This is a genomic window from Streptococcus himalayensis, assembly GCF_001708305.1.
GTDB lineage: Bacteria > Bacillota > Bacilli > Lactobacillales > Streptococcaceae > Streptococcus > Streptococcus himalayensis.
The window spans coordinates 154215-178069 of the sequence record NZ_CP016953.1 but is presented as its reverse complement, the minus strand read 5'-3'; the positions used below and the strand labels follow the sequence as shown (position 1 = coordinate 178069).

The following is a 23855-nucleotide window of genomic DNA, read 5'->3' as shown; positions in this document are numbered from 1 at the left end:
AGAAATGGCTTTTGATCATCAAAATAATGATGATCAGCTAGATTGGTGATATGTATCTTATCTGTCTTGATTTTCACCGAATAAATCCTTACTCCTATATAGTTGTCTCAATGGTTTGTTTTTCCCTTTTTTATAAATAGGCTAGAGAGGGCTAGAAAAGCAAAACCGATACTGGTCCAGAGTCTAGAGGTATGGCTTCCAGTTGTTGGTAAAGACGATTTTGTAGTTTCTAGAGCTTGTTCAAGTTTTTCAGAAGTGGCAACTTTAGCCTCATGGTTGATATGACTTGCAAGAGGGGAGATGACAGGTTGAGCTTGATAAGAAGGAATAACATGGGAGCTCATTTGCACCTGTGAGTTGCTAGGCAGATGCTTTCCATCTAGCAGTAGTCTCTCGTCGTTGATAGTTCCTAATCCAGCTGAAAAATGAGGGTCATCTTTTTGATGTTTATTCATTTCATTCGCTTCCTTGATAGATAAAGTTGGTTTTTGAACGACCGTAGGCGTAGCGCCTGTTTTAGCAAAATGCAGCTTTGGAAGTGCTGGTAAAGTGGAGATATCTTTGAGGTAGGCTAGTGCTTGCTGATCTCCGTTGATAGCCAGCTGAATCTTTTCTTCCACGACCTTCATTTCTTTGAAAACAACATCGGCTAAAGCCAAGAAATCTTTTGTGACATTTTCACTAGCAGCTTTCGCGGTCAAATTGGCAGACTTGTAGAAAGTGTTTTGTAGATTTTGTCTTGCAATTTCTGCTTTTTCTAGTGCTTTCCAACGGTTTTGGATGATATTTCCAAATAGAGAATAGTTTTCTGAGACTAATTTATCGATATTTTGGGCTGTCCAATACCAAGAATTACTATCGTATGTAGTAGCTTGAGAATGAAATTCTTTTGGTGTTTTTGTGATGTTTCCATAGTAAGGAATATAAGGAGTATTGCGAGATTGGCCGAGAGCCATCCAAGAAATGCCTCCAAAGCCTTCTGGCAGTTCTGAGGAAATTTGGTAAATATGAGGGTCGATAACATTTTTATTGCCGAGGGCATATTTATAGACAGGATGGCTGTATTCGACATCGTTATTAATCCATGTTTTGGATTCGGTTTCAGGTATTTGATCATCAGGCTTGTATTCTGGTAAATGCTCAAAGCGATTCCGTTGGATGTCAAATGCGTCCTGAATACTATATTTACGGCTTGGATCTGTCGGAGAACGTAAGAAATCATAATAAGGATCGTCGTAGCTAATGTTGGCTTGTGGATCTAATAGTTTGATTCCGGCGTAGATTCGAGAACGGTTATCAGCAGCGTAATCATTTGTGCTGTAGGAACGTGCAATGAGAAACTTCCCATCTTTGTCATAGGTTGCTGCTCCGACACGCTTTGCGAGCGCCTCAACATTTTTAGAGGCAATAACATTTTCCTTATCAGAAAAATCAACACTGCCTAGAAAATAAGTATTAGGAAAAACAGAGAATTTGTCGGCCGGATATTTGATGGCAACATATTCATGTCCAGATAGAATTTCCATATACCAGAGTTCTTTTTTATCTGCGATGATAATGGTATTTCCATCATAAGCTCCGTGCTCGTCAATCGCTTTGGCAATCGTTTCAATACCTTCACGAGCTGTTTTGGCGCGTGGCAACACAAGGTCGATCATACTTGATTCTCCAAGTCCTCCTTGTTTTTCATCTGTGACATTTTGAGCTTTAGAATAGGCGGCTTGGTCTGCTTGCTTTTCAGCTTCTTCAGTCGTTTTTCCAGCCTCTAATTCTGCTTGATAGGCATTGTCATATTCTTTATAGTATTCTTTAAAGAAGGGTTCATACTTAAAGAAAGGATCCTCTCTAGCTATTTTCTTCCAATTTCCAGTTTGCCACTTGTTGGGAGTAGTTGTTACAGTAGCTGACATGGAGACCCCGGCTTCGTTAAAACCGTGCGCACCATAAGTTCCATTCAAATTCTCTTCTTCATCTCGTTCTGCATCAGGAACTGCTGTATATTTCATCTCGTGCTCTGCGCGAGGATAGGTGAAACCAGTATCACCATCATGGATAACCTCTCCATTATTATAATCAGTAGCTTCATGCACGATAAAGTTTTTATTGTGAGCAGCATTTTCTTCTTGGAATGGGAAATCTTCTGTCCGACCAAATAAATAAGTTCCGTCTTCTGTCAAATCTTTTCCGATGATAAACGCAGAGCAAGCTTCGGTAGACTGAGCAGATAGCACTACGGCAGAAAATAGGGCAGTTGCAAAAATGGCTTTGAGGTGTGTAGATTTCATAAAAACGACCTTTCTATAGTTCTGAAAATGTTTACGTTTTCATTATACAGGGAATGAATTCAGAAAAGTGAGAAATATTTCACTATTTACAAGAGTAATTAACTAGAATGACATAAAATTTTTATAAAAAGCGCCTTAGTCACCTTAAAGATGGACTAAAAGCGCTTTTGAGTTTGCTCGTTAAGGAGAGTTGAGCGAGTGAATTCTTCTGCTTATCTGGAGGTTTCTAGGGCTTCTAGTCCTTTTTTCGAATGAGTGAAGAAAGGCCTAAGCTGGCTAGGAAAAGACCGATGACACTAAGAAGTGAATTAGATGAGTTAGTGTTTGGCAATGTTTGGGTATTTTTGTCAGTTTTCGTTTGTACTTCGCTTTGAACAGGCATTTTTTCTTGTCTGCTCGTAGAAAGGAAGAAAGGATTAGATTGAATAGAAAGAGGTTTTGGAGATTCCACAGGCTGCTTGATTTCTTGCTTTTTGCTGTAAATGAGAGCGTATTGGCTAAAATGAGGCACCTTAAAGAGGACCTCGGTCTGTTCTTGATTTTGATAGAATGGCAAACTTTCTTTCATGTTATTCAGAACATAGTAAACTTTTTCAACCTTGCCTTTACTTGGGAGAAGGACAGTCACTTCGCCCGTTACAGAAACACGTTCTCCTTTCTGATTATAAAGAGAAATATCGTATAAGTCATAGTCTTGTCCAATAAGAGTAGGAGAAGTGAGAGGGCGTACAGTTAGAGTGACTGCGCCATTAAGAGCAGAAACTGAACCGAGTACTTTTACCTTGGTTCGTTCATCAACCAAGCTTAAGATTGCCTCCTCTGCAGGTGAGGCTTGGGTGCTAGCTGTATCTGGTTTCTTGGTTTCTATTTGTATCTTTTCTTCAGTCTTCTCAGGAGTGACGCTTGTGTGTGGAATTTGCAGGATTTCAGATGTTTCTGTAGAGTGATCTTCTATTGTCTCCTCTGTATGATTAGGGGTCTCCTCTTGATTGGACACTTCTGAGTTTTCATTTTCGTCGATTTCTTTCTTCCTGTCGTCAAAAATGGAACTTCTGAAATCATCTGTAGATTTGAGATAAGCGTCTAAGAGGGCTTTTTCTAGTTTGGTGACTTGCGATTGCTCACTATTATCAATCACCTCTTTTTCGATATCTTGATTAACAGCCTCTTTCATGAGTTTCATCAAGGTATCAAAGGAATCGACAGCGACATCTTCGTTCAAATAGTGAATGGTGACTGGTTTTAATTGACCTAATTTGTCAATCCGTTCATGATACATGGCTTTCTTGAAAGTAGCAAAAGAACCATTATATTCAGGTAGGAGTTTTCCAAAGACAAATGGGTCGCTCACAGACCAGTCTTGTACTCCATCTGCCCAGGCTTCGTCTTTGTACTGATTAGACGCGTAAGGGACGAGACCTTTTTCAAAACCTTTAGCAGCAAGCAACTCAAATCCAGTTCGTTTAAAGGACAAATCACCAGGTGAAGAAGGGCTTTCTGCAGATGCATAAATCGGTCCAAATGGCGTAATCATGTCGTAACCGTTTTGAAGGAGATGGGTTGGGTGTTCATCGTCAAATTCAATGGTTTGATCGTAGGTTGGATTGTAGCCACGATTGGTCATTACATTATGGTCAACCAAGTCATCGATCGTTTTTAAGGTCATTTCTTGCCATTCTTCCTCGGTAAATGGTCGTTTGACATTACGTCCCTCATCGTAGCCATCTGGATTAGGGATATTGATGGTTTCTAGTTTATTGAACCATTTTCTTTGAATGTCTTTATCTTTTTCAAGAACAGCCATACCTTCGGCATATTCCATCATGTAGACAACATCAAAAATACCATGCATATATTCATGTAAGTCCTCTGCGTTTTGGAAACGTTCAGGATTGAGATTGTGGAACCGCTGACGATCAGTATTATTCGTGTGGTCTAGGACAGAATTAATTCCGATAATAGGGACATCGCTATTGTCTGGAGCTTGGAGGAATCCTTCAGGAAAAGCTTCTGGCCACATAAATTGCCGCCTACCATTGCGAAGGAGGTAGGTATAGTAGTCGTACATGTGAACCATTTCGTGAGTGAGGGTTCCAATTCCTCGCTCGCTGATAAGTCCAGTAATAACAAATACGACTTCTTTTTCGAGAGCATCTGCAAAGGCACCTACATATTTGATATTCCCATAAGGGTTGTAAGCCCCTACTGGTCCAAAGAAGTTTTGGATAGAGGCAGGGGAATTTTCACCACGATCTGGGAACCAGATTCCTTCGTATCGATTAGTGTCAGGATTCTTTTGATACTGTCCGAGAGAATCCCAAACAGGAACATAGAGTTTCATTTGCTCCTTGTAGGCTTCAGGAAGGATACGGTACCACATATCAAAATGTCTGCGGAATTTTTCGGCAGCCTCCGTAATTTGCTGTTCAAATGCAGCAATCTTTTCTTGATAAGTCGTTGGATCGCTTGTTTTTAATCCGGCATCAATGTAGCGATCGTAGGTTCCAAATATCATATTTGAAAGAACATTGATGATATAGACATTGTGTTCTGGAATAGTGAGCAATGGGAGGAGCATGTTTCTAAAGCGTCTCCGATTTTTCTTGGTACTATACTCGTCTCTCCGAGATAATTCTTTGAGGCGGTCGTAAAGATTGCCTGACTCGTCTGTGGCATGGTGAGACTTGTTTTCGACAATATAGGCTTTAGAAGCACTCTTGAACCAGTCGTTGTTGCTCATCTCTGGTAGGAAGGCTTCGCGATAGGATTCCAAAAAAGCAGGAAGATTTTCTTTTCCAGTAAATGGAGCAAGGGAACGTGCATAGTATTTGTAATTGTTTTGGGGATCGTATCCTTTAGAACCTTCACTACCAATTTTTAGGAGGAGTTCTAATGGTTGATTTTTCATGCCAAAGAAATCTTGGCGGTACATGGTCAACTCTTTGGACTTGATATCACCATAGGCGACATCGTACCAACGATTGAGATAGGCTAGGCTGAGCAGCACTTTTTCTTTGTTGGTTAAAATAGTTTCAACAGCTGTTTGAACGGATTCGGCATTCGTGAGATCAATGCTTTCGTCGTGGATGAGCACTTTTTTGATAAAGTCTCGAATGTTTTGTTGGACATTGACAAAAGAAGACTCTAAGTAAAGGTAGTCCATGACTTCTTCTGGTTTTTCCGTTATGTTTAGAGCTTGATAGACTTCAGAAGATTTATATTGCACCTCTTTAAGTGGTTTTTCTAATTGGTTGAGCACATCTTCCAAAGGGGTGACTACTTGTTTTGGTGTGTAAGCGAGTGCTTTGTCTAATTGGTAGTGAGCATGTTTATTTCCATCTGTTTCTTTGTAGATTAAATCCTTGTATTCAACGGAGTTATCCTCGTAGTGAAGCAGGAGTTTATTGACTTTATTTTCCTTGCCGTAGACATCGGTGATGACCTCATTATCCTGCATAGTGACAGCAGCTGTTAGTTTGGTTGTGGCAAGTTTGTCATCAGCAGCAATTTTTTCAGCATAGGCAGCTTGTTCAGATTCATCTGCGTAGGGAAGAAGCACCTTAGCATTTTCTAGGGCAATAGTTTGCGTCTCACTGGTGCCCTCTTGCTCAGTGGTATCATTTATAAGAGGTGAGGTGTTTTCGGTTGTTGGATTTGCAAGCTCTGGTTGGAGATGATTAGTAGTGCCGGTTTGTGGTTGGTTATTTGCTTCGCTTACCTCATCAGCATAGCTCCATCCTGATAGGCTAGCTGCGAAGATAAGGATGGTTGAACTGAGTGTTAATTGGCGAAGAATATTCTTTTTAGAGGACATGGTTGAGAATTTCCTTTCTATAAAATGGTAGTTTTGGGCGCAAAATAGGAACGTAGCTCCTTGCTACGCTCCTATTCCTTACTGTTCTTTCTTTCCTTTGGTGATAAAGAGTCCAGAAAGGGAAAGGAAAGCGAGCCCTAACATTTCCATCATACGAGATGTATGGGAACCTGTTTGTGGCAATGCTGCTTTGCTAGCGACAGCTTTACCAAGTGATGAAGGAGCTTGACTTGCTTGTTGTACTCCTTTAATTTCCTTGCCTGCTTTGACACTTAATGGTTCTGCTTGAGGGATTTCTTGACCTCTATTGACAAAGTGTGACAAAGGTGCACTTGGTGGATTGTAGGTTAGTGGTCTGCTACCAGTTGGTTCTAATTGATAGAGACGAGGTTCTGGTAGGATTGGTAGATTATCAAGACTTTGGAGCCAAGCCAGTGCTTCCTTGTCTCCTTTGATGGCTGCTTGAATCTTACTTTCGACCAATTTCATCTCTTTGAACATTGTTTCAGCAAGGCGTAGGAAATCTGCTGTAACCATTCTGCTTGCTTGTTCAGGGCTCAAACCTGCCTGTGTATAGAAAGCATTCATCTTATCTTGACGAGCGATTTCTAATTCTTCAATAGCTTTCCAACGTTTTTGGATGGTATTTCCGAATAAATCGTAATGTTCAGAAGTTAGTTTATCAATATTTTGAACAGTCCAATACCAGGAATTTGTATCATATTCTGTTGTTTGAGGATGGAATTCCTTTGGTGTCTCGTTGATATTGCCATAGTAAGGAACGTAAGGAGTGTTTCTTGTTTGTCCAAAACCTAGCCAAGCGATACCGCCAAATTCTGTTGGCAGATTTGGATTGATTTGGTAAACATGGGCATTGATAACGTTTTTGTTTCCTAGTGCATATTTATAGACATCATGTCCAATCCGACGATTGTATTTCAAATCTGCTGGGGCTTCGTCATCTGGCTTGAATTCTGGTAAATGTTCAAAACGATTGCGTTGGAGGTTAAAGACATCTTGGAGAGTGAATTTCTTGTTTGGATTGCTTGGGCTACGCAACAAATCATAGAAATCATCATTGTATTGAATTGGTGAATCAGGATCTAGCAGTTTGATACCTGCATAGGCACGAGAACGGTTACCTGGTGAGTCTTTATCTGGACCATAGGAGCGTGCGATGAGGAATTTACCATCCTTGTCGTAGGTCGCTGTGCCAGCCTCTTTTGCAATTTTTTCAACGTCTTTAGAGGCGATGACATTTTCTTTATCGTTGAAGTCTACGCTACCTAGTGACCAAGTATTTGGGAAAACAGAATATTTGTCTGCTGGATACTTGATGGCAACATATTGGTGGCCAGAAAGGATTTCCATGTACCAGAGTTCTTTTTTGTCTCCAATCATGATGACGTTTCCGTCATAAGCTCCTTTTTCTTCAAGGACTTTAGCGATTAACTCCACACCTTCGCGAGCTGTTTTCACGCGTGGCAATACCAAGTCAATCATACTTGATTCGCCAAGACCACCTAAAGGAGCGAGGTAGCTAGGATCTTTTTTATTTTGCTCTTCTGTTGCGGTTTCAATAGCCTTTGTATAGATGGCTTGAGCTGCTTCTTTGGCAATTTTTTTGGCTTCTTTTTCTGTTTTGCCTTCTGCTAGGGCTTGTTTTTTAGCGTCTTCACTGGCCTTATCTGCTTCTGATTTGACGCTGGCTTTAGCGTTTTCTTCCAAGTCTTCTTGGCGTTGACGCTGGATCACGCTGGTGAATGGATCGACTTTTTCAATCTTTTGGAAATTCCCTGTTTCATAGCCTGCGACTGGGCTTGCAGTGACTGTAGCTGACATGGATACGCCATGTTCATTGAAACCGTGCGCACCGTAGGTTCCGTTCAGATTACTTTCTGCAAATCCTTCTTCGGCACTTAGTTTAGCCTTGTCTGCATCGGTTGCTTCCTGATCTCCACGTTCTGCGTCAGGAGTAGAGGTGTATTTGTACTCATGAGCTGCGTGTTCATAGGTAAAGCCAGTGTCTCCATCGTGTTGAAATTCCCCTGGTTGATAGTCTTTTGCTTCGTGGACGATGAAGTTTTTGTTGTGGTCTGCAGTTCCACTTTGGAAAGGATAATCCTCTGTACGTCCAAAGAGGTAAGAGCCGTCTTCGGTCAGGTCTTTTCCGATAATGAAAGCAGAGCAAGCTTCCGCAGATTTTGCAGCCAATAAGGTGGTTGAAAACAAGGCGGCTGCGATGAGCGTTTTGATATGTTTGGATTGCATAGTATTCTCCTTTTGTGAATTTTTGAGTAAAGAGTGTCTGAAAAGTGAATGCTCGCCTCCTTTTTATCTTATGAAGATTTCTTTTTAGACCCTCTTTGTTTACGCTTACATTATACATCTGTTTTTTAAGTAAAAATGCCAAATATTTCACTAAATTTATGAGAAATTGATTGTATTTTGCAAGATTTTTTGAGGGAGAAGAAAAAGCAGTGGTGAGCTGATTTTCTGGAAGAATTTTGCTAAGATAGATACAGACAGTAGAAACGAGGAACAATGATGGCGGAAGCACTATTTTTACAATCGGTTATGCAGGAAAAGATTTGGGGCGGGACTAGGCTTCGGGACGAATTTGGCTATGAAAGTGCAAGTGACCATATCGGGGAATACTGGGCGATTTCAGCCCATCCAAATGGGGTTTCCTTGGTTAAAAATGGAGTCTATGCAGGTTGGAAATTAGATGATTTGTACCGTGAACACCGTGAACTTTTTGCTCATCGAAGAGAAGATGTTTTTCCTCTTTTGACGAAAATTTTAGATGCTAATGACTGGTTGAGCGTACAAGTTCACCCCGATGATGCTTATGGTTTAGCACATGAGGGAGAGCTTGGCAAGACCGAATGCTGGTATGTTTTGGCAGCTGATGAAGGATCTGAAATTATCTATGGGCACAAGGCCCTCTCAAAAGAAGAACTTCGTGAAAAGATTGACCAGAAAGATTGGGAAGGGTTGTTGAAGAAGGTTCCTGTCAAGGCGGGGGATTTCTTCTATGTGCCAAGTGGCACTATTCACGCTATTGGACAAGGCATTATGATTTTGGAAACCCAGCAATCAAGTGATACCACCTACCGTGTCTACGATTTTGACCGAAAGGATGAGGCAGGCAATCTCCGAGAATTGCATTTGGAAAAATCCATTGATGTAACAACAATTGGGGATCCAGCAAATAGCCGTCCTGTGACCCTTTACGCAGATGATTTGCGTTCAACCCTGCTTGTTGCCAATGACTTTTTCAGTGTTTACAAGTGGGAGATAACAGGGCAAGTTCACATGCAACGAACAGCTGACTATTACTTGGTTAGTGTCTTAGCGGGCCAAGGGGAACTTGTCATTGACGGGCAGGTCTATTCCATTAAAAAAGGTGACCACTTTATCCTGCCAGCAAATGTGCTTGATTGGACCTTGCGGGGAGAGAGTTTAGAGATGATTGTTAGTCATCCTTGATAAAGTTGGAATTAAGCAAAGAAACCGATGATTGGATAAGCCGTCATCGGTTTAAATCCCATTCTCGTTCTTGAAAGATATAGGAAAACATGCTATAATGAAAAGAACATTTTAAAAATAATGCTCTCAAAAAATGGAAAGGTTATCCCCTTATCCCCTCTCTTTTTGAGGATTTGGGAGTAGAAGATTAACGACAAGTAAGGAACAACATGGCGAATATATTAAAAACAATCATTGAAAATGATAAAGGTGAATTACGAAAATTAGAGAAAATGGCCAAGAAGGTCATTGCTTATGAAAATGAGATGGCTGCTTTATCAGATGAAGCACTAAAAGCCAAAACAGAGGAGTTCAAGGAACGTCACCGCAATGGGGAATCTTTGGATGATTTGTTGTACGAAGCCTTTGCGGTTGTCCGTGAAGGAGCAAAACGTGTTTTGGGACTCTTCCCCTATCCTGTGCAGATTATGGGAGGAATTGTCCTTCATCATGGTGATGTACCTGAAATGCGTACAGGGGAAGGAAAAACCTTGACCGCGACCATGCCAGTTTATCTCAACGCTATCTCTGGAAAAGGAGTGCACGTTGTTACCGTCAATGAATACCTATCAGAACGGGACGCAACGGAGATGGGTGAACTGTACTCTTGGTTGGGCTTGTCTGTAGGGATTAACCTAGCGGCAAAATCACCAACTGAGAAAAAAGAAGCTTATGCCTGTGATATCACCTACTCAACCAACTCAGAGATTGGATTTGACTATCTGCGGGACAACATGGTGGTTCGGGCAGAAAACATGGTACAACGCCCGCTCAACTATGCCTTGGTTGATGAGGTAGACTCTATCTTGATTGACGAAGCACGGACACCTTTGATCGTATCTGGCCCTGTTTCGTCAGAGACCAATCAGCTGTACCACATGGCAGACCACTATGTCAAATCACTGACCAAGGATGACTATATCATTGATGTTCAGTCCAAGACGATTGGTCTTTCGGATTCAGGTATTGATAAGGCAGAAAGTTACTTCAAGCTGGATAATCTTTATGACATTGAAAATGTGGCTTTGACCCACTTTATCGACAATGCCCTCCGTGCCAACTATATCATGTTGCTAGACATTGATTATGTGGTTAGTGAAGACCAGGAAATCCTCATTGTCGATCAATTTACAGGGCGGACAATGGAAGGTCGCCGGTATTCAGATGGTCTTCACCAAGCGATTGAAGCCAAAGAAGGAGTGCCGGTTCAAGATGAAACCAAAACTTCAGCTTCCATTACCTACCAAAATCTTTTCCGGATGTATAAGAAATTGTCTGGGATGACAGGGACTGGTAAGACTGAGGAAGAGGAATTCCGTGAAATCTACAATATTCGCGTGATTCCAATTCCGACAAACCGCCCGGTTGCTCGTATTGACCATCCAGACCTGTTGTACCCAAGTATTGAGTCCAAATTTAAGGCAGTGGTGCAAGATGTGAAAGAACGCTACCAAAAAGGACAACCTGTCCTTGTCGGAACAGTTGCGGTTGAAACCAGTGACTATATTTCCAAGATGTTGGTAAAGGCAGGCGTTCCTCACGAGGTCTTGAATGCCAAAAACCACTATAAAGAAGCTCAAATCGTTATGAATGCTGGTCAGCGAGGTGCGGTCACTATTGCGACCAACATGGCTGGACGGGGAACGGATATTAAGCTCGGTGAGGGCGTGCGTGAACTCGGTGGACTGTGTGTCATCGGAACAGAGCGCCACGAAAGCCGTCGGATTGACAATCAGCTCCGTGGACGTTCTGGTCGGCAAGGGGATCCAGGGGAATCACAATTCTACCTGTCCTTAGAAGATGATTTGATGAAACGTTTTGGTTCTGAGCGAATTAAGGCTGTTTTAGATCGTATGAATTTGAGCGAAGAAGAATCCGTTATTAAGTCGAAAATGTTGACACGTCAGGTCGAAGGTGCTCAAAAACGCGTCGAAGGAAACAACTATGACACGCGTAAACAAGTCCTTCAATACGATGATGTCATGCGTGAGCAACGTGAAATCATCTATGCAGAACGGTATGATGTTATCACGGCAGACCGCGATTTAGCTCCTGAAATTCATGGCATGATTAAACGGACCATCAATCGTACGGTGGATATGAATAATCATGTGGATAAGGCAGAAAAGCTAGAAGCCATTCTTAATTTTGCTAAGATGAATCTCCTGCCTGAGGATTCGATTAGTGAGGAAGATTTAAAAGGTCTATCAGACAAGCAAATCAAAGAAGAATTATTTGAGCGTGCTCTCGAAGTTTATGATAGTCAGATTGCGAAACTTCGAGATGAGGATGCTGTTAAGGAATTCCAAAAAGTCTTGATTTTACGTGTGGTTGATGCTAAATGGACAGATCATATTGATGCTCTTGATCAATTGAGAAGTTCCGTTGGCTTGCGTGGCTATGCCCAAAATAACCCAATCGTCGAATATCAATCTGAAGGTTTCCGTATGTTTAACGACATGATTGGCTCCATCGAGTTTGATGTCACACGATTGATGATGAAGGCGCAAATTCATGAACAAGAGCGTCCACGGGCAGAGCACCAAATTAGCACAACGGCAACCAGAAATATTGCCGCCCAACATACGATGTTGCCAGAAGATGTGAAAATTGAAAGTATCCGCCGGAATGAATTGTGCCCATGCGGTTCTGGTAAGAAGTTCAAAAATTGTCACGGACGGAGAAACTAAGCTACAATACAGGAGAGAGTATGACATTTAAAGCCTTAAGTCAGCCAATCAATGTAAAAGAAGTACGAAGCAACTATAAGCTTGAGGGGGCTTCTTTGCAACGAAAAGAAGAACGAGATGCTGCATTAAATGCCATTATTCGTGGGGAAGATGACCGAATTTTATTGGTCATCGGTCCCTGCTCATCAGACAACGAAGAAGCTGTATTAGAATACGCTAAACGTTTGGCAGCTCTTCAAGAAACGGTTAAAGACCGTATATTTATGGTCATGCGTGTTTATACGGCTAAGCCACGAACCAATGGTGATGGTTATAAAGGCTTAATTCACCAGCCCAATGCAACGGCTGCGCCGAGTCTGATCAATGGGATTAAAGCTGTTCGTAAGCTCCATTATCGTGTCATCACAGAGACGGGCATGACGACAGCAGATGAAATGCTCTATCCAGAAAATCTACCCTTGGTGGATGATTTGATTTCTTACATGGCAGTGGGAGCTCGTTCGGTGGAAGATCAGCAACATCGTTTTGTAGCGAGTGGGGCAGACTTGGTTACGGGGCTTAAAAATCCTACGTCTGGGAATTTAACTGTCATGTTTAATGGCATTTATGCAGCGCAGAATAAACAGAGTTTCCTGTTTGGAAATACAGAGGTAGAAACTTCTGGAAATCCATACGCTCATGCAATTTTGCGTGGTGCTATCAATGAGTATGGAAAAAATGTTCCAAATTACTACTATGATAATTTATTAGACACTATCGCCCAGTATGAGAAGATGGGCTTGGAGAATCCTTTTATTATCATTGATACCAACCATGATAATTCAGGAAAACAGTATTTGGAGCAAGTGAGAATTGTCCGTCAAACCTTGATTAACCGAGCTTGGAATGAGAAAATCCATCGCTATGTTCGAGGATTTATGATTGAATCTTATTTAGAAGATGGTCGTCAAGATGAGCCAGATGTATTTGGAAAATCAATCACTGATCCTTGTCTCGGCTGGGATCATACGGAACAGTTGGTACGTGAAATTTATGAAACATTAGGGAAGTAATATGGTATTTATTGAAAAAGGTCAACAAATTGATATAGAGGAAATTAAATCAGTTAGCCAATTGTCAGCGGATGCCCTTGCTAAAAAGGAGGCACGTGACGAGGAGCTAGCAGCGATTATCCGTGGAGAAGATGAGCGTATTCTCTTGGTCATTGGTCCCTGCTCATCCGATAATGAAGAGGCTGTGTTGGAATACGCTAAGCGCCTTGCGGATCTTCAAGAGAAGGTGAAAGATAAAATTTTTATGGTGATGCGGGTTTATACGGCAAAACCTCGGACCAATGGGGATGGCTATAAAGGGCTAGTTCATCAGCCAGATACGTCTAAAGCACCGAGTTTAATCAATGGTATTTTAGCAGTTCGTCAGCTCCATTATCGTGTCATCACAGAGACAGGTCTTACGACGGCAGATGAGATGCTCTATCCGTCCAATCTTGTTTTGGTAGATGATTTGGTCAGCTACCATGCGATTGGTGCACGTTCGGTTGAAGACCAAGAGCACCGCTTTGTGGCATCAGGAATTGATGCTCCAGTGGGAATGAAAAATCCAACCTCAGGCAATATGGGAGTGATGTTTAATGCTGTTTATGCAGCACAAAACAAGCAGAGTTTTCTCTACCATGCTCAGGAAGTGGAAACCTGTGGAAATCCATTGACCCATATCATTTTACGAGGAGCTACCAATGAATACGGCAAAAATGTTCCGAATTTCTATTATGAAAATCTTCTGGACGCCATTGAACGCTATGAGAAAATGGAACTGGAAAATCCATTCATTATCATTGATACCAACCATGATAATTCTGGTAAGCAATATCTAGAGCAAGTTCGAATTATCCGTCAGGTTTTGATCAATCGAGATTGGAATCCGAAAATTAAACAAGCCGTTCGTGGTTTCATGATTGAGTCTTACTTGGAAGATGGACGCCAAGATCAGCCAGAGGTATTTGGGAAGTCCATTACGGACCCTTGCTTAGGTTGGGACAATACGGAACAGTTGATTATGGAAATCTACCAAACGGTAAAGTAATAGGGTGGGCTTGCGTCACCCCTTGAAAGGGATATTGGGGTGGTACTCAGGTGAATCATCATCGGGAGTTCCGCTCTTTTTTTGAAACGATGATAAGAGGACACGGTATTGACATCGAGGAAATTTCCTCGATTCAGAAGGCATATGAGCGAAATGTTCGATTTGTGGATAAGGTTTTGACCAACCGTGAAAAAGAACGGTTCAGCCAGCTTTCTGGCAAACGAAAATTTGAATATTTAGCGGGGCGTTGGGCTGCCAAAGAAGCGTTTAGCAAGGCTTGGGGAACGGGGCTAGTGACACGCCAGCTAAGTTTTCAGGATTTAGAAATTTTAAACAATCAGATGGGGGCACCAATCTTTACCCAGTCTCCCTTTGAAGGAACTATCTGGGTATCCATTAGCCATGCCGGAAATCTGGTGACTGCAAGTGTGATTTTGGAGGAAAAGGATGAAAAAAAGTCCACACAGACCAACGAGGGCGGTAATTGATTTATCAGCGATTACCTATAATTTGGAACAAGTAGCATACCACTTGCCGCAAGAGGTAGAAAAGTGGGCGGTTGTCAAAGCCAATGCTTATGGTCACGGTGCAGTCCAAGTGGCTCGTGCTCTGCTACCACAAGTGGATGGATTTTGCATCTCTAATATTGATGAAGCCTTGGAATTACGAAATGCAGGCATCACCCAAGATATGCTCGTTTTAGGCGTATCGGATGTGCAAGTTGTTGATCTAGCTTTGAGAGAAAATATCGTACTAACGGTTGCGAGCCTAGAGTGGCTAGAACGACTGAAGCAAACGGGACAAGAGCTCACAGGATTGCGTGTCCATATCAAGGTTGATTCAGGGATGGGGCGGATTGGCTTTAGAAATGCGAGCGATATCAATCAATCAATTGCAAGTTTGACAGAGGCAGGGAGCTTGGTAGAAGGGATTTTCACTCATTTTGCGACAGCGGATGAACGCGATGAAAGTTACTTTTATCAGCAATTGAACACCTTTAAGGAAATTCTTGCAGAAGTGGAGGATTGTCCTCTTTTGATCCACGCTAGTAATTCAGCGACCAGTTTGTGGCACCAAGAAACGATTTTTAATGCAGTTCGTTTAGGAGTGGTTCTCTACGGTTTAAATCCAAGTGGAGAGGTTCTGTCCTTGCCGTATGAGTTGCGACCTGCTTTGCAGTTGGAGACAGAAATTGTCCATGTCAAGGCTGTTCCAAAGGGAGCTTGTATCGGCTACGGGGCGACCTATGAGGCCATGGAAGAAGAATGGATTGCTACTTTACCGATTGGTTATGCAGATGGATGGACCCGCGATATGCAGGGATTTGCGGTTTTAGTTGAGGGAGAGCGGTGTCCGATTGTCGGTCGGGTGTCAATGGATCAAATCACCATTGCCTTGAAAAAGCCCTATCCACTGGGAACAAAGGTGGTTTTGATTGGCAGTAGTCATGGCAAGGAAGTATCAGCGACAGATGTGGCAGTTTATCGAGGTACGATTAACTATGAAGTGGTGTGCTTACTGAGTGATCGAATTCCTCGGCTATATCCTTAAAAATCGTAAAGGAAAGGAGACTATCTGATGAATTTACACCAGCCCTTGACAGTACTTCCTGGAGTGGGGCCTAAATCAGCCGAAAAATACTTAAAATTAGGCATTGCAAGTTTGCTGGATTTGTTGCTCTATTTTCCTTTTCGCTATGAAGATTTTCAAACAAAAAATGTCTTGGAGCTTGAGGATGGAGAAAAGGCTGTGATTGCTGGTGAGGTTGCGACCCCTGCCAATGTCCAGTATTATGGATTTAAACGAAATCGTCTTCGTTTTTCAATCAAGCAAGGAGAGGTGGTTCTGGCTGTCAATTTTTTCAACCAACCCTATCTGGTTGATAAGATCGAGCTGGGTCAGACCATCGCCGTCTTTGGAAAATGGGACAAGAAAAAAGCAAGCCTAACAGGGATGAAGGTCTTAGCGCAGGTGGAGGATGATTTGCAGCCAGTGTACCGAGTGGTGCAAGGCGTTAGTCAAGCCAGTCTGGTAAAAGTGATTAAGATAGCTTTTGATGAGGGCTTGGATTTGCTTTTAGAAGAAAATCTGCCAACGGTTTTACTACAACGCTACCAACTAATGGAGCGTAGTCAGGCTGTGCGGGCCATGCATTTTCCCAAAGATTTAGCAGAATATAAGCAGGCCGTTCGGCGCGTTAAATTTGAAGAGTTGCTGTATTTTCAAATGCAGTTACAAGTCTTGAAATCCCAAACCAAGGACGAGGGCAATGGCCTTAGCATGCTGTGGGATGAGCAGTCCCTCAAGGAGAAAAAGGCCAGTCTGCCCTTTTCTTTAACAGAGGCTCAGGAAAAGAGCTTGGCAGAGATTTTGGGAGATATGAGGTCGTCTTCTCATATGAATCGCCTTCTGCAAGGAGATGTGGGGAGTGGCAAGACAGTGGTTGCAGCCCTTAGCATGTATGCGGCTCATACAGCGGGCTTTCAATCAGCCCTTATGGTGCCTACGGAAATCTTGGCAGAACAACATGCGGAAAGTTTAAAAGAATTGTTTCCCGAGCTGAATCTTGTCTTGTTGACAGGGAGTATGAGGGTGGCGGAAAAGCGTGAACGGCTAGCTGCTATTGCTTCAGGCGAGGCGGAGTTCATCGTGGGAACCCATGCCCTCATTCAAGAAGGAGTAGATTATGCCAAGCTGGGGTTGATTATCATCGATGAGCAGCACCGATTTGGGGTTGGTCAACGTCGGATTTTACGGGAAAAGGGCCAAAATCCAGATGTTTTGATGATGACAGCGACACCTATTCCGCGAACCTTAGCTATTACAGCTTTTGGAGATATGGATGTCTCCGTGATTGATCAGCTGCCAGCTGGACGCAAGCCCATTGTCACCCGTTGGGTCAAGCATGAGCAGCTGCCAGTTGTTTTGGACTGGCTCTTAAAAGAGCTCCAGAAAGGTTCTCAAGCTTATGTCATTTCTCCTTTGATTGAAGAATCAGAAGCCTTGGATTTGAAAAATGCTCTGGCCTTGGAAGAGGAATTAAAAGCCTATTTTTCAGACCGTGCACGCATTGCTCTGCTTCACGGTAAGATGAAAAGTGAGGACAAGGAGCGTATTATGCAGGATTTCAAGGAGAAAAAGACAGATCTTTTGGTTTCTACGACGGTGATCGAAGTGGGGGTGAATGTACCTAATGCTACGGTGATGATGATTATGGATGCTGACCGCTTTGGACTAAGCCAGCTCCATCAGCTGCGTGGTCGCGTAGGTCGTGGGGACAAGCAATCCTATGCAATCTTAGTAGCCAATCCTAAGACGGAATCAGGTCAAAAACGCATGAAAATCATGACAGAGACGACCAATGGCTTTGTTTTGGCTGAAGAGGATTTGAAAATGCGGGGGTCTGGTGAAATCTTTGGCACTCGCCAATCAGGAATTCCAGAATTCCAAGTTGCTAATCTGGTGGAAGACTATCCAATCTTAGAAGAAGCAAGGCGAGTCTCTGCACAGATTGTCTCTGAACCTAATTGGCAGGAGCAGGCAGATTGGCAGATTTTAGCCCTGAATTTGGAGAAAAAGGAACATTTGGATTAAGATTTCTGTAAGAAAATTCTAAGTCAGCTTTAAGGTTTTGGGCGTATCATAGAGCTAGTAAGAAAGAGGAGGAAGTTCCTATGACCAAGACCATCAAAGTAAACTATAACAAGCGATTTTCAAAACAAACACAAACCAAGCAAAAGTACGGCAGTTAGTAGTTTAGCTGTCCAGGAAATCCATTTTACAAAAAGATAAAAAGAATAAGATAAAGCAGGAGCGTCTTATTCTTTTTTTACGGCAATAAAAACAGCTAAGTCATAGGAACTGTGGTATAATAGAGAGGATTAGTCCTCTTTGTACTCGTCAACAATCAACACCTGACGTTGTTAACTCACCTTTCTGAACTCCAGTTCTACCTGTGGTTTTTAGGATACAAGCTACGTTAGTTTTGTCTATCACCTTCCACAATTCTCAATTGTGAAAGCTAGTCAGATGTTGATTGTTATAGAGTATTAGATTGATTAGTCAGAGGAAACTTCTAGAATAATCAATCCAAGGGAATCTTCTTAGCCTGAGAAGGTTGGCTTCTGTAATCAGACAGCGATTGGTACGAAATAGGGTGTTTCTCCTAGTAGAGGACGGATGAATGGTAAAGTAGAAAGGATATAAAATGGGGAAAACAAGATTATACCTAGTGCGTCATGGAAAAACAATGTTTAATACGATTGGGCGTGCACAAGGCTGGAGTGATACTCCCTTGACAGCTGAGGGGGAGCGAGGAATTCACGAATTAGGAATTGGACTTCGTAAAGCGGGTTTGACGTTTGAGAGGGCTTATTCGAGCGATAGCGGACGAACCATTCAAACTATGGGGATTGCCTTGAGTGAGCTGGGGTTAAATGGGAAAATCCCGTACCAACACGACAAACGAATTCGTGAATGGTGTTTTGGGAGCTTTGACGGTGCCTATGATGGCGAGTTATTTATGGGCTTAATTCCACGCGTTTTCAATGTTGAGCATGTCCACCAATTAAGTTATCCAGAATTGGCTGAAGGGCTGGTGGAAGTAGATACAGCTGGATGGGCAGAATCTTGGGAGAAGCTTAGCAGCCGCATTCTCGAAGGCTTTACAGCTATTGCACAGGAAATGGAGGCTCAAGGTGGTGGCAATGCCCTCGTTGTGAGTCATGGAATGACCATTGGAACCTTTGCTTGGTTGATTGACCGCAGCACGCCTCGAGGGCTAGGGCTTGACAATGGCAGTGTGACAGTGATTGACTATGAAAATGGGGTCTTTCAGATTGACCGTATTGGAGACATGTCTTATCGGAAAGAGGGAGCTAAAGTATTGGAGGAATTCGGTGAGTAACTATATCAGACGATTGCTACCATTTTTCTCAGGTCTCTTCTTGCTAACTTTGATTGCCATGGTGTTTTTCTTTAATCCTGCTTGGTTACCCTCATTTGGTGAAAAGAAAGCTTCAAAAGTAGAACCGGAAATGCAGCAAGTAGCCAGTCAGCAACCAGATTCTCTTCCGACGGTATCAAGTTCTGACTGGAATTTGATTTTGGTCAATCGTACCTACCCAACAGAAGTCAATCCTCCCAAACTAGCTACCGTTGAGGATATTGAACTAGATAGTCGGATTGAGCAGGCAACGAAAGATTTCCTAGCTGCTATTCGGCAGATTGAACCAGAGGAAACCTTGATTTCTGGCTATCGAAGTAAAGAAAACCAGACAGAATTGTACAATGAAGCGGTTGAAGCCGCTGAATTAGAAGGACTTTCTCGTGAAGAGGCGGAAGCATTGGTGCGTCACCAAATTCAAGTCCCTGGTGCCAGTGAACATCAGACAGGCTTGGCTTTGGATATTAGTGTACCAAGTGGTCAATCGGACGAATTGGCAGAACAGATTTCGGCCTTGGCTCCAGATTATGGCTTTATTTTGCGCTATCCGAAGGATAAGAGCGAGATTACTGGAGTGGACTTTGAGAATTGGCATTACCGCTATGTGGGGAAGGAGTCAGCTCGCTACATCGTTGACCACCAGCTAGTCTTAGAAGAATATATCGAGCTTTTGAAAAAAGCAGGTCAGTAAACGTCAGAATTCTGGCGTTTTTTAGCTCATTGTCAATACACTACAGTTGACAATGATACTCATGTAATTTCAAAAATAGCTATTCGATTGTACCGACCTCTCTATTGTTAGATTTTGGTCTGACTTTTGAGGGTCACATCAGATGTATGCATGCTTATCTTTGTTTAAAAATGAAACAGTTTAAGTAAGTCTAATAGAATGATTTTTTAGCAGATGAAAAGCACAGGCATAAAAAATAGCTAGTTTGCGTTCGAACCATCTAAGAAAGTCGCAAAAATGCTAACTTTGATTTTGGATGAGTATGAGCCTATTTTTCTAGCGTATAAATCCAAAAAGAACCGCGCCCGTTCGTTAGCCAGTAGTCTAACTTTAGGGTGCGGTTTTGACTGTTTGTCCTAGATTTGTTTAGAATCCACCACCACCAGAGCCTCCGCCAAATCCACCAGAAGAACCACCACTAAATCCACCGCCGCTACCACTGGTATTGATGGAGGTGGCTGCTTGATAGGATTGCTGGAAGGAATGGTTAAACTGATTGAGAAAGGCGGTATTGTAGATAAAGGACTGGTAATCGGCATTGAAATTCGTTGTTGGAAGACCTTCTGGGAAGACCTGTTTCAAGCGCTGGATGACCTCTTTGGCAACGCCGAGTGATACGGCATAGACCAGAATATGGTCCCAGATGATGACGGATTCGATGTCTGCCTGATCCAGACGACTAATGTCTATGAGCATTTTCCGAAATGCCTTCCATTGACGATATTCGTATTCCTCTTTTTGTGATCGTCGTTTGAGAAAAAGATGATGAAAGAGCCGATTGGATAGAAGAATTCCACACACTAGCACGGAAATTCCGATGGTATACGGAATAAAGTCAGCCGAGAGATCCAAGGTCCAAATGCTGATGAAAAGTGCAAGGATAGCAATGACACTAGAAATCCAGGTATAACTTGTGGAGAAACGTGTGTTTTTGTCAGAATAACTTGGAGCTTGATTGCTTGCAGCGGTTTTAAATTGTTGAAGATGGTTGACATATTTGTTTGGATGTTTTTTGGCGTATCGCTTGATTTGATTTAGTGTAAGCCAACTATTATCGCTGCTGATGGTATCAAAGAGGAAGGAGACGAGCACGTCTTCGTGGGCGAGCAGCCCTTCTTTTGAAAGGAGGGTAAAACCATAGTCCTTGCTCAGAGCCTCTAAAGCTACTTTTTTCTTCCGAACCAAATCAAGGAGTGTCGCTCCGAGGTCTGCTCCGTCTAGTCGATGAAAGATAGCCACATTCACGACTGCAGGAGAGAGATCTCGTGGAATCTCAAAGAGATGTTCAGGAACGAGTGGAATTTTTTCTTCCCATCTTTTGTAAGGCTTGTGGACGAAGGGATAAACTCCTAATAAGATTGCCCCTAGGACTGGAAACAGTCCGATGGAGAGGATACGGGCTTGTTTTTTCTCTTCTTCAATTTCTTTTTGGTGTCGTAACGTTTCATAAGCTCGCTTTCCTTCTTCACTGGTAATCCGATCCCATGCTTGAGTTGATACCTGATTGGGATTGTCAGCTGTTAGGTCTGGTGAAAAAAGAACCCTTGCCTCAATGAAATCTCCTGCTTGATTGTGGGGACTTGTAAAGGTCACTCCTTTATAATCAGGGTCAATCGTCACTTGTCCTTCATCGCTGGCATGTCCCCAGGCTTTTAAGTGTTCAGCTGACAGAGCTTCAGGAAAACGAATATGAATTCGGATATTTTTTTGGTCAATCTCCCAACCTTGTCCGACAAATTTTCGGTTGATTTCTGCAGCGTCAAGGTAGTTAATGACGCTTTGCTTAAGGGTGTAGCGAAGCAGGACGGTTCGACTATTGTTGTTAAGAGGTAAAAAAAGTTTGAATTTCAAGTAGGAACCTGTATCTGAAAGCTGATAGGTTTGCTCCTGCTGGCTATCAGATTGACTCAAGGTTTGCTCACCTTGAGCTGTTTTTTCGGCAGCAGAAACATCGGTCACCTGAGTGTATTTGCCCTTGGTTTCTTGCTTGTCTAGCTGATAGTAGACGCCGTTATATTGCCTATTTGCTTGAAATGTCATCTCTTCGCTGACAACTAGGTCTCCATTTTTTTGTACAGAGACATCGATATTGTAGTCGCTCACTTGTAAATCTTCTGCCAAAACAGAAGGGATTGCAAAGAGGATTAGTAGAAAGACACAGCTGAATAACCATTTTTTCATGAGACATTCCCCCCTTTTTATCTTCTATTATACTCTAAAATTTCAAAAAATCTAGATTATTATAGGAAATAACAGCTCAGACTTGAGACTGATTTTTAGGCTCTTTGTCAACTGTAGTGGGTAGATGTCAGCTAACATCTAGAGAGGACCAACTTGGTCTTCTCTTTTTTGATGTTTAAGGCAATCAAAATCCGCTTTTTGAAGTTTTCAAAGTTCCTGAAACCAAAGGCATTTCGTTTAATGACTTTGATAAGATTATTGGTAGCTTCCAATTTAGCGTTGGAATAAGGCAATTCCAAGGCGTTTAAAACCTTGTCCTTATCCTTTAGAAACGTCTTAAATACCGTCTGGAAAATAGGGTTAACAGTGGCTATTTCTTGTTCAATTAGGTCAAAGAAATGATCTGAGTTCTTCTCTTGGAAATGGAATAAAAGAAGTTGATAGAGTTCATAATGTTGTCGTAACTCATCTGAGTAGGATAGGAGCTTGTCTAAGATTTCCTTATTGGTCAAATGCATGCGAAATGTAGGGCGATAAAACCGTTTATCACTGAGTTTACGGCTATCTTGTTGTACCAGTTTCCAGTAGCGTTTTAAGACACGGTATTCCTGGGATTTTCTATCGAATTGATTCATGATTTGTATGCGGACACGGTTCATAGCACGGCTGAGATGTTGCACAACGTGGAAACGATCAAGCACGATTTTAGCATGAGGAAAAAGTTGTTTGGCTAGTTGATAGTAAGGGCTAAACATGTCCATAGTGATGAATTTAACGCGGTTTCTGACCTGTCTAGGGTATCTCAGAAAGTGATTTCGGATGGTTGCTTGCGTTCTTCCATCAAGGATAGCGATGATGTTATTTGTGTCAAAATCTTGAGCGATAAAGCTCATTTTCCCTTTCTTGAAGGCATACTCATCCCAGGACATGACTTCTGGAAGCTTAGCCCAATCCGTTTCAAACTTAAACTCATTGAGTTTTCGAATAACTGTAGATGTTGAAATGGAGAGTCTGTGTGCGATATGTGTCATTGCTTGCTTTTCGATGAGTAATTGTGCGATTTTCTGGTTGACAGCGACAGAGATTTGATGGTTCTTCTTAACAATAGGAGTTTCAGCGACCGCTATTTTCCCACAGTCTTTGCACTTGAAACGACGCTTTCGAAGGCGGATAAGTAGCGGGTAGCCAGCAGTTTCTAAGTAGGGGATTTTAGAGGCTTTCTGGAAGTCGTACTTAGCCATTTGTCCCTTGCAGGAAGAGCATTTAGGGGCTGTGTAATCCAAGTGACCGTGGAGTTCTAAGTGAGTTCCCATGTCGCATTCATTAGTGATCGTGATATTTTTGTCTTTCATTTTGAGAAAATTTGTGATAAGATTTAGTTGTTCCATATGAGTCTTTCTAAATGATGGTTTTATCGCTTTTCATTATAGGTCATATGGGACTTTTTTTCTACACTGAAAAAGGCTCCATAATCTCTACAGTGGATTTACCCACTACAGATATTATAGAGCCGATTTTTAGCACTCCAGACAAAAGAGTGCTAATTTTTTGGTTTTTTCCCTTGACTTTAAGAATAATCGGTGTATAATAGAATCAT

At 42.2% G+C, this 23855-nt stretch carries 14 protein-coding genes; 9 read left to right on the top strand and 5 right to left on the bottom strand.

Translation table 11 applies throughout. From position 1 onward, the window contains the following. Positions 1 to 107 precede the first annotated feature (107 nt). From BFM96_RS00770 to BFM96_RS00760, 3 genes are all read right to left on the bottom strand, one after another. Positions 108 to 2285 (bottom strand): C69 family dipeptidase, encoded by a 2178-nt coding sequence (locus BFM96_RS00770; protein ID WP_068989115.1) that lies wholly within the window; start codon positions 2283 to 2285, stop codon positions 108 to 110. A 235-nt stretch (positions 2286 to 2520) separates the two neighbouring features. Then, on the bottom strand, positions 2521 to 6099 hold the full coding sequence (locus BFM96_RS00765) for a ZmpA/ZmpB/ZmpC family metallo-endopeptidase (protein ID WP_068989110.1): 3579 nt from the start codon (positions 6097 to 6099) through the stop codon (positions 2521 to 2523). 78 nt (positions 6100 to 6177) lie between these two features. After that, on the bottom strand, positions 6178 to 8370 hold the full coding sequence (locus tag BFM96_RS00760; protein WP_068989107.1) for a C69 family dipeptidase: 2193 nt from the start codon (positions 8368 to 8370) through the stop codon (positions 6178 to 6180). A gap of 276 nt (positions 8371 to 8646) precedes the next feature. Between BFM96_RS00760 and manA the strand changes: the two genes are divergently transcribed. From manA to BFM96_RS00715, 9 genes are all read left to right on the top strand, one after another. Then, positions 8647 to 9591 carry a mannose-6-phosphate isomerase, class I gene (manA, locus tag BFM96_RS00755; RefSeq protein ID WP_068994081.1) on the top strand — a complete coding sequence of 315 codons (945 nt, stop codon included), beginning with the start codon at positions 8647 to 8649 and terminating at the stop codon, positions 9589 to 9591. A gap of 209 nt (positions 9592 to 9800) precedes the next feature. Further along, the gene (gene secA, locus BFM96_RS00750; RefSeq protein ID WP_068989106.1) at positions 9801 to 12320 is read left to right on the top strand and encodes a preprotein translocase subunit SecA; all 2520 of its coding nucleotides are present in this window, start codon (positions 9801 to 9803) and stop codon (positions 12318 to 12320) included. 20 nt (positions 12321 to 12340) lie between these two features. Beyond that, on the top strand, positions 12341 to 13372 hold the full coding sequence (locus BFM96_RS00745; RefSeq protein ID WP_068989103.1) for a 3-deoxy-7-phosphoheptulonate synthase: 1032 nt from the start codon (positions 12341 to 12343) through the stop codon (positions 13370 to 13372). Between the two features lies 1 nt (position 13373). Beyond that, the gene (locus tag BFM96_RS00740; RefSeq protein ID WP_068989101.1) at positions 13374 to 14402 is read left to right on the top strand and encodes a 3-deoxy-7-phosphoheptulonate synthase; all 1029 of its coding nucleotides are present in this window, start codon (positions 13374 to 13376) and stop codon (positions 14400 to 14402) included. Positions 14403 to 14491: 89 nt separating this feature from the next. Next, positions 14492 to 14890 (top strand): holo-ACP synthase, encoded by a 399-nt coding sequence (gene acpS / locus BFM96_RS00735; protein WP_068989098.1) that lies wholly within the window; start codon positions 14492 to 14494, stop codon positions 14888 to 14890. Beyond that, on the top strand, positions 14850 to 15953 hold the full coding sequence (gene alr / locus BFM96_RS00730) for an alanine racemase (protein ID WP_068989095.1): 1104 nt from the start codon (positions 14850 to 14852) through the stop codon (positions 15951 to 15953). Before acpS ends, alr begins: the two co-directional genes overlap by 41 nt. A 27-nt stretch (positions 15954 to 15980) precedes the next feature. Further along, on the top strand, positions 15981 to 17996 hold the full coding sequence (recG, locus tag BFM96_RS00725) for an ATP-dependent DNA helicase RecG (RefSeq protein ID WP_068989094.1): 2016 nt from the start codon (positions 15981 to 15983) through the stop codon (positions 17994 to 17996). Positions 17997 to 18609: 613 nt separating this feature from the next. Beyond that, the gene (locus BFM96_RS00720; protein ID WP_068989093.1) at positions 18610 to 19308 is read left to right on the top strand and encodes a histidine phosphatase family protein; all 699 of its coding nucleotides are present in this window, start codon (positions 18610 to 18612) and stop codon (positions 19306 to 19308) included. After that, positions 19226 to 20038, top strand: a complete 813-nt coding sequence (locus tag BFM96_RS00715) for a M15 family metallopeptidase (protein ID WP_068989092.1) — start codon at positions 19226 to 19228, stop codon at positions 20036 to 20038. Before BFM96_RS00720 ends, BFM96_RS00715 begins: the two co-directional genes overlap by 83 nt. A 405-nt stretch (positions 20039 to 20443) precedes the next feature. Here BFM96_RS00715 and BFM96_RS00710 read toward each other — a convergent pair whose 3' ends face one another. Beyond that, positions 20444 to 22258 (bottom strand): DUF2207 domain-containing protein, encoded by a 1815-nt coding sequence (locus BFM96_RS00710; RefSeq protein WP_068989090.1) that lies wholly within the window; start codon positions 22256 to 22258, stop codon positions 20444 to 20446. A gap of 131 nt (positions 22259 to 22389) precedes the next feature. After that, the gene (locus BFM96_RS00705) at positions 22390 to 23646 is read right to left on the bottom strand and encodes an ISL3 family transposase (RefSeq protein ID WP_068989088.1); all 1257 of its coding nucleotides are present in this window, start codon (positions 23644 to 23646) and stop codon (positions 22390 to 22392) included. Positions 23647 to 23855: the final 209 nt, after the last annotated feature.

Excerpts from the sequence above, each read along its gene's own strand:
- BFM96_RS00770 (WP_068989115.1), bottom strand. The coding sequence starts at position 2,285 with ATGAAATCTACACACCTCAAAGCCATTTTTGCAACTGCCCTATTTTCT.
- BFM96_RS00765 (WP_068989110.1), bottom strand. The coding sequence starts at position 6,099 with ATGTCCTCTAAAAAGAATATTCTTCGCCAATTAACACTCAGTTCAACC.
- BFM96_RS00760 (WP_068989107.1), bottom strand. The coding sequence starts at position 8,370 with ATGCAATCCAAACATATCAAAACGCTCATCGCAGCCGCCTTGTTTTCA.
- manA (WP_068994081.1), top strand. The coding sequence starts at position 8,647 with ATGGCGGAAGCACTATTTTTACAATCGGTTATGCAGGAAAAGATTTGG.
- secA (WP_068989106.1), top strand. The coding sequence starts at position 9,801 with ATGGCGAATATATTAAAAACAATCATTGAAAATGATAAAGGTGAATTA.
- BFM96_RS00745 (WP_068989103.1), top strand. The coding sequence starts at position 12,341 with ATGACATTTAAAGCCTTAAGTCAGCCAATCAATGTAAAAGAAGTACGA.
- BFM96_RS00740 (WP_068989101.1), top strand. The coding sequence starts at position 13,374 with ATGGTATTTATTGAAAAAGGTCAACAAATTGATATAGAGGAAATTAAA.
- acpS (WP_068989098.1), top strand. The coding sequence starts at position 14,492 with ATGATAAGAGGACACGGTATTGACATCGAGGAAATTTCCTCGATTCAG.
- alr (WP_068989095.1), top strand. The coding sequence starts at position 14,850 with ATGAAAAAAAGTCCACACAGACCAACGAGGGCGGTAATTGATTTATCA.
- recG (WP_068989094.1), top strand. The coding sequence starts at position 15,981 with ATGAATTTACACCAGCCCTTGACAGTACTTCCTGGAGTGGGGCCTAAA.
- BFM96_RS00720 (WP_068989093.1), top strand. The coding sequence starts at position 18,610 with ATGGGGAAAACAAGATTATACCTAGTGCGTCATGGAAAAACAATGTTT.
- BFM96_RS00715 (WP_068989092.1), top strand. The coding sequence starts at position 19,226 with ATGGGGTCTTTCAGATTGACCGTATTGGAGACATGTCTTATCGGAAAG.
- BFM96_RS00710 (WP_068989090.1), bottom strand. The coding sequence starts at position 22,258 with ATGAAAAAATGGTTATTCAGCTGTGTCTTTCTACTAATCCTCTTTGCA.
- BFM96_RS00705 (WP_068989088.1), bottom strand. The coding sequence starts at position 23,646 with ATGGAACAACTAAATCTTATCACAAATTTTCTCAAAATGAAAGACAAA.